Here is a 13137-nt window from a genome sequence, read left to right as displayed (position 1 = left end):
GATCTTGCTCCTGAGCTTGTTGTTTTTGTCGCAGCAGGTTCGTTCAGTTTGTGGTGATCAGGCGGGTCCTTTCGCGAGCAGGCTCGCTCCCACAGGAGATTGCATTTCAAAGGTGGGAGCGAGCCTGCTCGCGAAGACGGCCTCAAATTCACTGGATAATTCCAGGCGGGTAGGAAGGCCTTCCATATCTCCTCGACTCTGCACCGCCCGACTGCCAATCCAGTTCGCGCGTTGCACCGCCTCGGGCACACTTTGATGCTCGAGCAGGGCGCTGATCAGCCCCACCGCAAAGCCGTCACCGGCACCCACGGTATCGACGACCTGGGCCACCGGCACACCAGCGACAAAGCCCTGATCCAGTTGCGTGCGGTAATAAGCGCCTTGCGGCCCGAGCTTGATCGCCACCGCTTCGGCGCCTTGGTCGAGATAGAACGCAGCGATGTCTGCCGGGTCATCGAAACCGGTCAGCAGACGGCCTTCGCTCAAGCCCGGCAAGACCCAATGGGCGAGGGCGGCAAGGCGGTTGATCTCGGCAATCATTTCGCGTTCGCTGGCCCACAGGCTTGGGCGCAGATTGGGGTCGAACGAAACGCTGCGCCCGGCATGGCGCATACGACTCATCAATTCAAAGGACAATTCGCGCGCCGTGGCAGAGAGCGCCGGCGGAATGCCGGTGGCGTGCAAATGGCGGGCGCTGAGCAAGTCCGCAGTGATTGACTGCGGCGCCAAGTGACTGGCCGCCGAACCGCGACGGAAATATTCGACCTGCGGATCGCTGCCATCGTCATTGCGCGACTTGAACTGGAAACCGGTCGGGTGCTGTGGGTCGACATCGACATGGCTGCAATCCAGACCCTCCTTGACCAAGGTCTCGACCACGAAGCGCCCGAGCGAATCATTACCGACCCGGCTCAGCCACGCGACGTTGAAACCCAATCGCGAAAGTCCGATGGCCACATTGCTGTCGGCACCGGCGATGCGTTTGTGAAAGTGTTCGACCGCCGCCAAATCGCCGGTCTGCTCGGCGACCAGCATCGCCATGGTTTCACCGAACGAGAGGATATCGATCTCAGACATGGGCAGGCTCCAGACGCGATTGGCCGAGGCGGGCGAGGGCGGCGACGTGCTCGGTGGTCAGTTGCAGCAGGTCTTCGCCCTGAAGCGGGTATTCGGCCGCGCGCATAACGCCTTGGGCCATGTGCCGCAACAGTTGTTCCCACAGATGCAAGTCGCTGACGGCGGGCGGCACCGCCACGAGTTTGCCGTCGGCGCGACGCGCTACGGCTTTGCAGTGCACATAGCCGACATGCCGGCCCAGCAAGCGCGCGGCGCTGGCGGCGGACTGGTCCTGCCACTGCCAGTTGCCGATGTCAAAAGTCATCTTGATCGGCAGGTCGTGTTGTTCGACCGCCGCGAAGAAGCGCTGAAACGGTTCGATGCGCCCGCCGTGCAGGGTTTGATCGTTCTCGACGAGCAACTGCACCGAGGTTCGTTGCAGACGTTCGGACAAAGCTTGCAGGTCGTTGGTGTCAGTGAAATAGCCGAGCGAGACTTTCAGCCATTTCGAACCGAACGCTTCGGCCTGTTGCAGTGCGGTAATCAATTCGGGATTGGGCTGTGCCTGCCCGGCAAGCCACAGTTCGGTGGGTGAGGAATAAATGCTTTGCAAGCCATGCGCCTCGGTGGCCGCAGCCAATTGCGCCGGCTCTTCACGGGTCAGCAGCTCTTCACGCCACTCGATGCGATTGGCCCCGGCTGCGGCCAGAACGTCGATGAAGGAATCTTGCCCGCGCTGGCGCACAAGCTCGGCACCGTAGCTGGACAAACTGATGGAAACGGCAGGTTTATTCATTGTTATTGACCTCTGAAACCGGTTTCATTTTTGTTCAAAAAAATATCAATGTTCTTTTGTACCCTTTCGCTGGCAGGTCAGCTCCCACATTGGAACGCGGTCACCTGTGGGAGCGAGCCTGCTCGCGAAAGCGTCAGCTCAAACACCGCCAACCCCACGGGTAGATCCTCGCTCAATCAGCACCGGCGCAAAATCCACCACCCGCGCCGCCTCATCATCCCCACGCAAACGCCTGAGCAGGCACTCGAACGCCCGCGCACCAATGTCCTGGGTCGGCTGCGCCAGCGCAGTAATCCCGCCGCCCACCAACGGATACCAATCCAGATCATCCAGTGCGATCAACCCGACATCTTCAAACAGCCGCGAGCCAATCGCCCGCAACGCGGTCGTGGCCGCCAGCGCCGCCACGCCATTCGCGCAAAACAACGCTTTCGGTCCGTTACCTTGAGTGCTTAAAAATGTTTGAAGTTGCGCTTGCAGATCGTCACCGGCTTCCAGAACCGCCCCGACCAAGTCTTCACATTGGGCAATTTGTGCCTGAAAACTGCTGACTCGCTCGATACGTGAACTGGTGCCGTCATACGGTTCGGTGATCAACAACAGATCGCGATAACCGCACTGTTGAAGATGGGTGAGCGCCATTTCAACAGCGCGCGAGTTGTTCAACCCGACCATATCGCTATCGAGGCCAGCGACCTTGCGATCCACCAGCACCAGCGGCATCTCGCGGTGCAGCTCGTGCAACTCGTCACGGTGATGGCCAAGGGTGTTCACGATCAGCCCTTCGATGTTGTACGAGCGCAACAGCGCCAGATGCTGGCGTTCCTGCTCGTCATCGCGGTCGGTGTTGCACACCACCAGGCTGTAGCCGTGCGCGCGGCAGGCGGTTTCCACCCCGTGCATCACGGCAATCGAATAAGGGTTGCGGATGTCGGCGACCAGCATGCCGATCAGGCGCGTGCGCCCGCGTTTGAGACCGCGTGCCATTTGGTTGGGGCGGTAGCCGAGTTCGTCGATGGCTCGCTCGATGCGCAGCGCGATAGCGTCGGAGAGGAGGGCGCGGTCATCGCCGATGAAGCGCGAGACGCTGGCCTTGGAGACGCCCGCGCGTTCGGCAACATCAAGCATGGTGACGCGGCTGCGCTGGGCGGCGGAGAAGTCGTTCATCGTTGGGCCTTGTTTTTATCGTGGTAACGCTGAAACCGGTTTCAGTAGGCAGTAAAAATCGAATACTCGTCAAGCTTGAGGTGCTTTGGCCTTCAGCGGAATCCGACAAGCGGTAGGAAAACCTGTCAGATATGACAGTAGACCGGTCTGGACAAGTCGAGCTTAATTATCTGGCATGGACTCGAATCTGCTTGGTCTTTCATTTTCGGAAGGAAATAGCATGGTTATCTACAAGGGAGAGTCGGGAAATTTTTCTGCTCCTGTACCTCCAATCGGTACTTATGAATACGACGCTCCGGAAGTGGAGGGAGTTGATGTCAATGACCCTGAAGGTAATGTTCCTGAAGAACTTCTACCCGAAGGTTTAAATGTGATCGTTGAGCGGTGGCCGAATTACCCGGATGTACCGCCAAGAGTCGATCGCCTTAAGGTTGCGTGGGAATTTGCCGGGGTAACCCATTGGATCTACGACGAGCTGATTTATCCTGTTCCGCCAGAGAAAATGGTTATAAAAATTGATCCGTCTCGGCTGACTGAAAGTGGAGTCGCTTATGTTTATTATGAAGTCTGGTTCGAGGATTTGAACCTCGACACGTCATTCAAGCGCAAGCTGACCATAGATGCATCTCCGGTAACTATAGCGGCGCCAAAATTTAAGGGAGTGAACGAAAGGGGATGGCTGAATTGTACTTCCGTCCCGCCATTGTGGGATGGAGTTTATATTTTGATCGCACCTGATCCGGAATTTGAGCTCGACGACGTACTCGTTGTGAAATGGAATGGTTATTACAGCCGGAATGGATACGGACCACCTATAGCGGGAACTTATAAAGAAATACGAAAAAAAAAGAAACCCAAGAGGAACTGCTCAACGGCGTGGAAGTTCGGGTGTGGCCATTCGTGCCTCACATTGAGCCTATGGTGGATAAGGCGTCTGCACTGTCTCGATGTTTTCTGGAACGTAACGGCGCAGTAATCCGAAAATCTCAAGTTGGATTAGTGAAAATTGACAGAGTTGTCGTAGGGGAAGAAGAACCCTGTGGCCCGCCGAAACGACTATGACAAAGCAGTGATTAGGCAGCGCCGTGATCGGTGATCAACTATTTGGAGAAGAAGATGAGCAATACATACAGTGGCAAATCGAAAGTTCGTCCGCTGGGCAAGCGCCCCGAAGGGGCTCTGACTGAACCGGCACCAACAATTGCGGGGATACTGGCTGATGGCACATTGCCGATCGAACTCATCCCGATAGGAACAGCGCTAAAGGTGCAGATCCCCTCGTGGAGCAACAGACTGGATTCAGACGAATACGATTTTCGAGTTTTAAAAGATGTTGCTCCGACTGACCCTCAAAACGAGGGCACCGTGCTAATTGATGACCCGGCCGGGCCAGCCGACGGTCAACCGGTAGATGTTGAGATACCCAGTGATCCTTGGCTGCTCGATGACCCAGCTGTACCAGGACCATCAACCTATTATGTCTGGGCAATAATTTACCTGGCCGGCATTAACCCTATTGAAACGTTTCCAACAAAGTATGTCGTCGATCGTTTTGCTCCGGGACAAAGTGAAACGACAGGGATAAAGGCACAGCTTAAAGTCATGAAATGGCCAACTGCCTGGGCTGGCCCCATCACTGATAAACTCATCGCCGATCATCCGGGTGGATTGATCATGGAAGTGGATCGTACCTATGATAATCCACTGGATCCTCCCAATGGCGACAGCTATGAAGTCTGGATGAGTTCAGCTTACTCTGCTGTCCCGACATTTGAACCTGTCATTAGGGGAATGTTGCCTGCGGATGGTTTAGTTACGATACCCATTGATAAGGTGGCCGAGCTAAAAGGCAATACCGTATATGTTTGGTGCAGATTGACTGACTTTGCGGGCAATGTAAGCAACATGTCCATTCCTGCCGGGAAAGCCGTTGCGTTGCTGCCGACACCTGTTTTGGCAGAAATTGAAGTTCCGAAAGCGGATCCTGTAATAACAATCCAAGATGCGGATGACGGTGTCACGGTCGACTTCGAAAGGGGGCTGATGTTCAGAATGATGATCACTACGTACTCTTCTATGATGACCAATCAATTTATGATGATGAAGCCGGTTCGGCAACTACGTACGCAATTCCGATTGACAAGGCGCTGTTAGCTACCAAGTACGTCGACGCTACCGGTGGAGATCAGCCAATCACTGTTACGTGCGCTCTGACTCGCGGTCCGGTACCCGTCGGAGAAAGAAAACAGGTGGATGTTCTCGTTAACTTTGAATACGCCGGTCCGACAAACCCGGACCATCCCGATCCCGTCAATACTGCAATGAAAAAATTGAAGGTGTTCGGTGAGTTGGATAAAGAAAATGAGTTGACGCCGGAGGACTTCGAGAAAGAATGTCGAATCGAAATTGAGTTGTGGGATGAGGCAGGCAGGCAGCCACAAGATGGTCAGGAAGTAAAAGTGTATGTTGACGGAAAGTTTGTCCCACCCGCGATTTTTTTGCAGGATGGTGATGAAGGCACTACCAAAGAACACGTTTTGCCTTGGGACGTTATCAAGGATTTCACGCCTGGTGTTCCATTCAGTGCTTATTGGACAGTTGAAACGATTGGCAGTGCAAACATTCCACAATCAGAACCGACTGACGTCGCCTTCAATGCAATAAAAATCGAACTGGCGGCGCCGGAGGTCGAGGGTACAAGAAACGGCAGGTTGGGTTGCCCCAGTACCAGTGGCGCGGACTATGGTATTACTGTTTTTGTAAAACCCGATGCAGTTTACCTGCCTAAGGATACGGAGGTCACAATTTACTTCAAGGGTTATTCGGATTTTCTAGGGGTTACGCCGAACCCTGCTGCAAATCCGTTCTCGGTGAAACATACAGTGCTGGATACAGAAGTTGCTACCGGGTTCAAAGTGCGCGTGGCGCCGTTCAATCCGATCCTCAAATACTCGACCGCCGAACCGGATGAAAGCGTTCCAGGTACATATTCCGGTGCAGCGGATGTGTGGTATGAAGTCACTATAGGTGGAGGACCAAATCCAACACCGTCACTTGTGAGCAAATATGAAGTCATTCTGATTAGATCGGGTTTTATATATTGCGATGGAAGCAAGTATGACGACGATAAGCCTACTTGACAGGGCAAGTCGGGGAGGGCTTCGACCCTCCCTCGTATTTCCTACGGAATTGGTAAGCCATTTCGCTTGCAGTTGCAGACTATTCCTACATACCGGCCGGGGATGGGATGGATATTCTCACTCGTTGTTTAAAGCTGGGCGATCACCAAGCGCTCTTGATTTGACTTTCCTAAGGAATTGCCATGTCACCCATATTCAGTCCCTCACTTTGCAGTTTTCCAGCGTCTTGTGTTTTCATCGTCGCCATGCCGATGCTGGTCGGCAACCAAGCGCAAGCGCGGCAGTTGCTGCCCGGTGAAACCGCTGTTATTTCGAACCCTTCGCCCGCGGAAACGTGGTCCGCTGGAAGTGCCAGCTCTCTTACCATAAACGGTGGAAGCACTCTCGGCATATCGGCGAGTGGCGCATCTTCTGTGGTACTTAACGGGGTATCGACAACCGGAAGCAGCGGCCCAAGCGCTGTGCAGATTACCAATAGTACCGCTGACATAAATTCCAGCATGATTGTGGGTAACAGAACAGGGCTGAATGTGGCACGAGTTTCAGGAACTGCGAGTGGCTCGGTGGTCAATGCGAATGGCAGTACGATTACAGGCGTTAATCGCGGGGCCGCTGTTTCTTCATACAGCACACTCAACCTGTCCAATACTAAGCTCACAGGCACAGGCACGAACAGTTCTGGCCTCACGTTAGCCGGGGGCAGTGCCACTGCTTCGGCGCAAAGCTTGATTGCAGGCGAGCAGAACGGCGTGGTCTTCACGGCTGACCCGACGGATACGCAATCCAGCGCACTCACTCTGAACCAGTCTCATGTTCAAAGTACAAGCGGTGCTGCCATTCTCATTGATGTTCCAAGCGTCTCCGGTTCAACCGTGCAAATTGATGTTCACGACGGCTCGACGATCGTTGGCGGCAACGGGGTGATCCTTGATGTAAGGGGGGCGCAAATACAACCATGAATGTTGAACGCAGCGCTTTGGCTGGTGACATTGTCAGTGACGCCGCCAGCAACACTGCCGTCGTCTTGGGCAGCCAGGCCATACTCAGCGGGCGTATGGAAAATGTCGCCAACGTAAGCATTAATGATGGTGGTCGATGGGATGTGACGGGAGCAAGCAGTATCGGCGCGATGCAACTGAATGGTGGGGCAGTCTCGCTGCAAACCGCGCCAGGTTTCTACCAGTTGAATGTTGCAAGCCTGAGCGGAAATAACGGCACCTTTGCATTGAAGACTGATTTCACAACCGGTCAGACCGACAGTGTCAATATTGTTGGCAATGCTTCTGGAGATCACAATCTGCAAGTTGCGAGCAGTGGATCCGATGCTCCCAGCGGGCAGCCGATTACATTGGTTCGCACTGGTGGAGGTGATGCGCAGTTCCGCCTGATTAACGGTTCAGTTGATCTGGGTGCATTTCGTTACGAACTGGCAAGCAGCGGTAACGATTGGTTCCTAAATCCCACAACGCGTACCATCAGCCCGGGCGCGCGCTCCGTTCTGGCGTTATTCAATACGGCGATACCCGTTTGGTACGGTGACATGTCCCCTGTTCACACCCGCTTGGGTGAACTGCGCAGCAGTGACCAAAATGCCGGGTCCTGGGGACGAGTCTATGGCAAGAAGAACAATGTCGCTGACGGTTCCGGTGTGGCATACCAGCAAACACAACGAGGTTTCTCGCTTGGTTGGGATGTTCCATTGCCTTCTTTTGCCGATGGTCAATGGCTGATAGGCATCATGGCGGGACACAGTGATTCTGACCTGAACCTTGATTACGGTACATCGGGCGAGATCGAAAGTAATTATCTCGGGGATATGTGACGTGGGTGGATAGAGCAAGCGGCTATTACTTTGATGGTTTGGTTAAGTACAACCATTATCGCAACGAAGCGAAGGTTTCCTTGAGTGATGGTGCGCGTACCAAAGGCAGCTACAATACTTCGGGTATCGGTTGGGAAAGCGAATTCGGGCGTCATATAATGCTCAACGAAAAATCCTTTATTGAACCGTTCGCAAGGCTGTCAGCAGTGGTTATTCAGGGCGATGATTTCCGTCTGGAAAATGGCATGGATGCCAAAGGTGACACAGCGCGATCCTTATTAGGCAGCATTGGGATGAAGGCGGGCCGTACTTTCAATTTTGGAAACGACGTATCCACACAACCATACTTGAAGGTCGGTCTGGAACACGAGTTTGCCGAAAATAACGAGGTCAAAGTCAATAATAATGTGTTCAATAACAACTTGTCGGGTAGTCGTATCGCTTGGGGCACAGGTTTAGCGGTGTCGATGAGTAAATCCTTGCAGGGTCATGCTGAGTTTGACTATATAAAAGGCAAAAACTTTGAGCAGCCTTATGGTTTCAGTCTGGGCATGCGGTATCTCTGGTAATGCTCGGAAAACGGAATTTTTAATAGGGCCGGGGCCGCAATGGTTGCAGACCCCGGTTCGTCCCTTATTAAGTTCCCAGAATCAAAAAGTTTTCAACTTCTATCTTGAATGTCTCGCCGCCATCGCCTCCATTGCTGTCCATGACCGCATCAATATTTCCGCTGAAAATTTTTGCGTCTTTGTCAAGCGTAAAATCAATGTTGCCTCCTACGCTTTTATGAGCGATTGGATTCTGCGTGTCAGAATAGTCAACATAACTGATGATTATTTTGGTGGCCGGATTCAACGGATGAGTTCAATCAATAGTATCTTTTGGGATATAAATGGAAATCTCCTTATAACTAAAGTCAACAGCTCTTTGATGAACACGTGCTTCCCAGTGAGGACCAATAGTTCCTGGAAGACTGTTTTCAGTTAGTCTGAAGCTGTTGGCTTTGTATGCGACACCATCAATTGTTCCTATAAAATTGTTTCCCTGATTATTACGGATTCGAGGCGTGAATACGCGCTGAGCTGATGTGGCCATGATTGAAGACTCCAATTTTGATAGAAGTTATCTTGCAATACGGATGCCTTGCTGCTGGCTACATCATATAATCCGAGGTCTTCAAGCTTGTAAACTGTCAGGTTTTACAGTTTACAAGTTTGAGAAATTATGATCTTTCTCATATTTACTCGCCGAACCACAAGAGGCATGCTCTGGACATTGGAGACAATGCTTGCTGGTTCAGCCAAAAAGACCAGCCGCAATATTAATGGAGAAGCCCAGAATCGCTGTATTGAACACAAAGCCGATCAATGATTGCGCCAGCACTATTTTACGGATCTCTCGAGTTGCAACGCCTACATCGGACGTCTGCACAGCTACCCCAATCGTGAACGAGAAATACAAAAAATCCCAATAATTGGGCGTTCTCAGCCCTTCGGCGAAGCGTAGCGCCGGTTCCTTACCGTCCCAGGTGTAATACAACCTCGCGTAATGCACGCAGAAAATCACCCCGATCAGAAGCCATGAACCGACCACCGTGATAGCGGTGAAGCCGTAGTGCATTAGTTTGTTTGCGGTGTGCAGGTCTTTGCTGCCTGCCAATTCGAAGGTAATGGTCACCAGGCTGGCCAGCGCGGCGATGCACACCACGAACAGTACCAACCCGGCATTTTCGTCTTCGACTTCAGCGATGCGTTTGACGTCTGGTGCCTTGGCACGCACGGTCAGCCAGAACATCAGGATCAGGTACGTCCAGACGCCAGCGTTCCAGCCGATGAGAATTTTACTGACGATGGAATCGACAGGTACCAACAAACCGGTGGCGAGACCGAGCAGAAAGCCGGCAGAGAGGCGAGGGTGGGTGCGGGCGAGGAAGCGCATGGGGACTCGATGGGCCAAAGTGGTTCAGACACATTAGCCCAGCGATGACGGACATGACCACAGCGCTGGATATTTGCAGAACCCCTGTGGGAGCGAGCCCGCTCCCACAATCGTGATCAGTGGGGCTTTGTGAAGCGTCGAACGAGCTTCATGACGACCACAAAGAACACAGGTACAAAGATGACTGCCAGCGTGGCAGTGATCATTCCCCGATCACCCCGGTACCGATCGCTTGCTGACTTGCCGAACTGGCGCCCGTGGCGATTGCCAATGGCACCACACCCAGAATGAACGCCAGCGAGGTCATCACGATTGGTCGCAGACGCAAGCGTGCAGCCTGCAATGTCGCATCGATCAGGTCGTGGCCTTCGTCATACAGGCTTTTGGCGAACTCGATGATCAGAATCGCGTTTTTCGCCGACAGACCGATAATCGTGATCAAGCCTACCTTGAAGAACACATCGTTCGGCATCCCACGCATCGTCACCGCCAGCACCGCGCCGAGCACACCCAGCGGCACGACCAGCAACACTGAGGTCGGAATCGACCAGCTCTCGTACAGCGCCGCCAGACACAGGAACACCACCAGCAGCGACAATCCGAGCAGGATCGGCGCCTGATTGCCGGACAAGCGTTCCTGCAACGACAGGCCGGTCCATTCCTGGCCCAGGCCTTTCGGCCCCTGCGCCACCAGACGCTCGATTTCCGCCATGGCTTCACCGGTGCTGTGCCCCGGTGATGGTTCGCCGGAAATCGCAATCGCCGGATAGCCGTTGTAACGGGTCAACTGCGCCGGGCCCTGGATCCAGTTGGCCTGCACGAACGCCGACAGCGGCACCATATTCCCTGTGTTGTTGCGTACATGCATTTTCAGCAGGTCGGCGACCTGACTGCGTTGATCGCCTTCTGCCTGCACGACAACGCGCTGCATCCGGCCTTGATTGGGGAAGTCATTGATGTAACTCGAACCCACCGCAGTCGACAGGGCGTTACCTATGTCCGCGAAGGAAACGCCCAGCGCGTTCGCTTGCTTGCGATCAACGACGAGCTGTACCTGCGGCGCCTCGGCCAGAGCACTTTCACGCACATTCATCAATATCGGACTTTTCTCGGCGGCGGCGAGCAATTCGCTGCGCGCCTGCATCAAGGTCGCATGGCCGAGCCCGCCACGATCCTGCAAACGGAACTCGAAACCGCTCGATGTGCCGAGGCCGTCTACCGGCGGAGGCAGGACCGAAAACGCCATGGCGTCCTTGACTTCACTCAGGGCGATGTTGGCGCGATCAGCAATTGAACTGGCGGAGTCTTCGCTGCCGCGCTGCGACCAGTCCTTCAACGTCGAAAACGCCAAGGCTGCGTTCTGCCCGCTGCCGGAGAAACTGAAACCGAGAATCACCACACTGTCACTGATACCTGGTTCACCGGCGTTGTGCGCCTCAAGCTGTTCAGCCACGGCCACCGTACGATTCTTGGTCGCACCGGGCGGCAGTTGAATGTCGGTAATGGTGTATCCCTGATCTTCCACCGGTAGGAACGAGGAGGGCAGGCGTGCGAAGCAAAACCCCAGTCCGACTAGCAGCACGACGTAAATCAGCAGGTAGCGACCGCTGCGTTTCAGCGCAAGGCCGACCCAGCCCTGATAGCGGTCAGTCAGTCGCTCGAAGCGCCGGTTGAACCAGCCGAAAAATCCGGACTTTTCATGATGCTCGCCTTTGGCAATCGGCTTGAGCAACGTGGCGCACAGCGCCGGGGTCAGGGTCAGTGCGAGGAATGCCGAGAACAGAATCGACGTGGCCATCGACAGCGAGAATTGCTGGTAGATCACCCCGACCGATCCCTGCATGAAGGCCATCGGAATAAACACCGCCACCAGAACCAGCGTGATACCGATGATCGCGCCGGTGATCTGCGTCATCGCTTTACGAGTGGCTTCCTTGGGCGACAAGCCTTCGCTGGCCATGATCCGCTCGACGTTCTCCACCACGACAATGGCGTCGTCGACCAGAATGCCAATCGCCAGCACCATGCCGAACATGGTCAGCACGTTGATCGAGAAACCCAGAGCGAGCATGGTCGCGAAGGTGCCCATCAGTGCCACCGGCACCACCAGCGTCGGGATCAGCGTGTAGCGCACGTTCTGCAGGAACAGGAACATCACCGCAAACACCAGCAGCATCGCTTCGCCAAGGGTGTACACCACTTTGGTTATCGAGACCTTGACGAAAGGCGAGGTGTCGTACGGGATCTTGTATTTAACGCCCGCCGGGAAATAGCGCGAGAGTTCATCCATCTTCGCCCGCACCAGAGTCGCGGTGTTCAGCGCGTTGGCGCCCGGCGACAATTGCACGCCAACCGCTGTCGACGGCTTGCCGTTCAGGCGTGTGCCGAACTGGTATTCCTGACTGCCGATCTCAACCCGCGCCACGTCGCCGACGCGCACGGTGGAGCCGTCGCGATTGGCCTTGAGCACGATGTCGGCGAACTCTTGCGGCGTCGACAACTGACCTTTCACCAGAATCGTTGCGGTGATTTCCTGCGACGCCGGTGACGGCAGGTCACCGATGCTGCCGGCAGAAACTTGCGCGTTCTGCGCGACGATGGCGGCGTTGACGTCGGCGGGCGTCAGGTCGAAAGCGAGCAGTTTCTGCGGGTCGATCCAGATGCGCATGGCACGCTCGGCGCCATACAACTGCGCCTTGCCGACGCCATCCAGACGCTTGATCTCGTTCATCACGTTGCGCGCCAGATAATCGCTGAGCGCGACGTCGTCGAGCTTGCCGTCACTGGAGGTCAGGGTGATCAGCAACAGGAAACCGGAAGAGACTTTCTCCACCTGCAAGCCTTGCTGGTTGACCGCTTGCGGCAGACGTGACTCGACCACTTTCAGGCGGTTTTGCACGTCGACCTGGGCCAGTTCCGGGTTGGTACCGGGCTGGAACGTGGCTTTGATCGTGGCGCTGCCGAGGCTGCTCTGCGATTCGAAATACAGCAGGTGATCGGCGCCGTTGAGCTCTTCCTCGATCAGGCTGACCACGCTTTCATCGACGGTCTGTGCCGAGGCGCCAGGGTACACGGCGTAGATTTCGATCTGCGGCGGGGCGACGTCAGGGTACTGCGCCACCGGTAGTTGCGGAATGGCCAGCGCACCGGCCAGCAGGATGAAGAGCGCGACAACCCAGGCGAATACCGGGCGATCGATAAAGAACTGCGGCATGAAA

At 54.9% G+C, this 13137-nt stretch carries 10 protein-coding genes and 2 pseudogenes; 5 read left to right on the top strand and 7 right to left on the bottom strand.

The annotated features are described in order from the left end of the window. Positions 1–57: 57 nt before the first annotated feature. The 3 genes from M0746_RS12515 to M0746_RS12505 all read right to left on the bottom strand — a co-directional run bounded on the left by M0746_RS12515 (position 58) and on the right by M0746_RS12505 (position 3019). On the bottom strand, positions 58–1077 hold the full coding sequence (locus M0746_RS12515; protein WP_258449401.1) for a sugar kinase: 1020 nt from the start codon (positions 1075–1077) through the stop codon (positions 58–60). Continuing rightward, positions 1070–1852 (bottom strand): sugar phosphate isomerase/epimerase family protein, encoded by a 783-nt coding sequence (locus M0746_RS12510; RefSeq protein ID WP_258449400.1) that lies wholly within the window; start codon positions 1850–1852, stop codon positions 1070–1072. The genes M0746_RS12515 and M0746_RS12510 overlap by 8 nt, the downstream gene beginning before the upstream one ends. Before the next feature lie 138 nt (positions 1853–1990). Further along, a complete protein-coding gene (locus M0746_RS12505; RefSeq protein WP_258449399.1) occupies positions 1991–3019 on the bottom strand; it encodes a LacI family DNA-binding transcriptional regulator in 1029 nt (342 codons plus the stop codon). Positions 3020–3239: 220 nt separating this feature from the next. Here M0746_RS12505 and M0746_RS12500 point away from each other — a divergent pair, with 220 nt between their 5' ends. The 5 genes and pseudogenes from M0746_RS12500 (at position 3240) to M0746_RS12480 (ending at position 8550) form a co-directional block, all read left to right on the top strand. Then, positions 3240–3995: a hypothetical protein gene (locus M0746_RS12500; RefSeq protein ID WP_258449398.1), complete on the top strand. Its 756-nt coding sequence runs from the start codon at positions 3240–3242 to the stop codon at positions 3993–3995. A 140-nt stretch (positions 3996–4135) separates the two neighbouring features. After that, a complete protein-coding gene (locus M0746_RS12495; RefSeq protein ID WP_258449397.1) occupies positions 4136–5173 on the top strand; it encodes a hypothetical protein in 1038 nt (345 codons plus the stop codon). A 95-nt stretch (positions 5174–5268) separates the two neighbouring features. After that, a complete protein-coding gene (locus M0746_RS12490; protein WP_258449396.1) occupies positions 5269–6159 on the top strand; it encodes a hypothetical protein in 891 nt (296 codons plus the stop codon). Positions 6160–6341: 182 nt separating this feature from the next. Then, positions 6342–7118: a hypothetical protein gene (locus M0746_RS12485; protein WP_258449395.1), complete on the top strand. Its 777-nt coding sequence runs from the start codon at positions 6342–6344 to the stop codon at positions 7116–7118. Then, positions 7115–8550, top strand: a pseudogene (locus M0746_RS12480) (autotransporter outer membrane beta-barrel domain-containing protein). The gene M0746_RS12485 and the pseudogene M0746_RS12480 overlap by 4 nt, the downstream one beginning before the upstream one ends. Before the next feature lie 67 nt (positions 8551–8617). Here the strand turns inward: M0746_RS12480 and M0746_RS12475 are convergent. The 4 genes and pseudogenes from M0746_RS12475 to M0746_RS12460 form a co-directional block, all read right to left on the bottom strand. Next, on the bottom strand, positions 8618–8836 hold the full coding sequence (locus M0746_RS12475; protein ID WP_258449394.1) for a hypothetical protein: 219 nt from the start codon (positions 8834–8836) through the stop codon (positions 8618–8620). A 9-nt stretch (positions 8837–8845) separates the two neighbouring features. Continuing rightward, positions 8846–9076: a hypothetical protein gene (locus M0746_RS12470; protein ID WP_258449393.1), complete on the bottom strand. Its 231-nt coding sequence runs from the start codon at positions 9074–9076 to the stop codon at positions 8846–8848. Between the two features lie 201 nt (positions 9077–9277). Then, complete coding sequence (locus M0746_RS12465) at positions 9278–9919, bottom strand: DUF1345 domain-containing protein (RefSeq protein WP_258449392.1); 642 nt, start codon at positions 9917–9919, stop codon at positions 9278–9280. Positions 9920–10035: 116 nt separating this feature from the next. Further along, positions 10036–13133: pseudogene (locus tag M0746_RS12460) on the bottom strand (multidrug efflux RND transporter permease subunit). Positions 13134–13137: the final 4 nt, after the last annotated feature.

It is taken from the genome of Pseudomonas sp. S11P7, from assembly GCF_023195435.1.
GTDB lineage: Bacteria > Pseudomonadota > Gammaproteobacteria > Pseudomonadales > Pseudomonadaceae > Aquipseudomonas > Aquipseudomonas fluorescens_G.
This window is presented reverse-complemented; position numbering and strand designations above follow the sequence as displayed.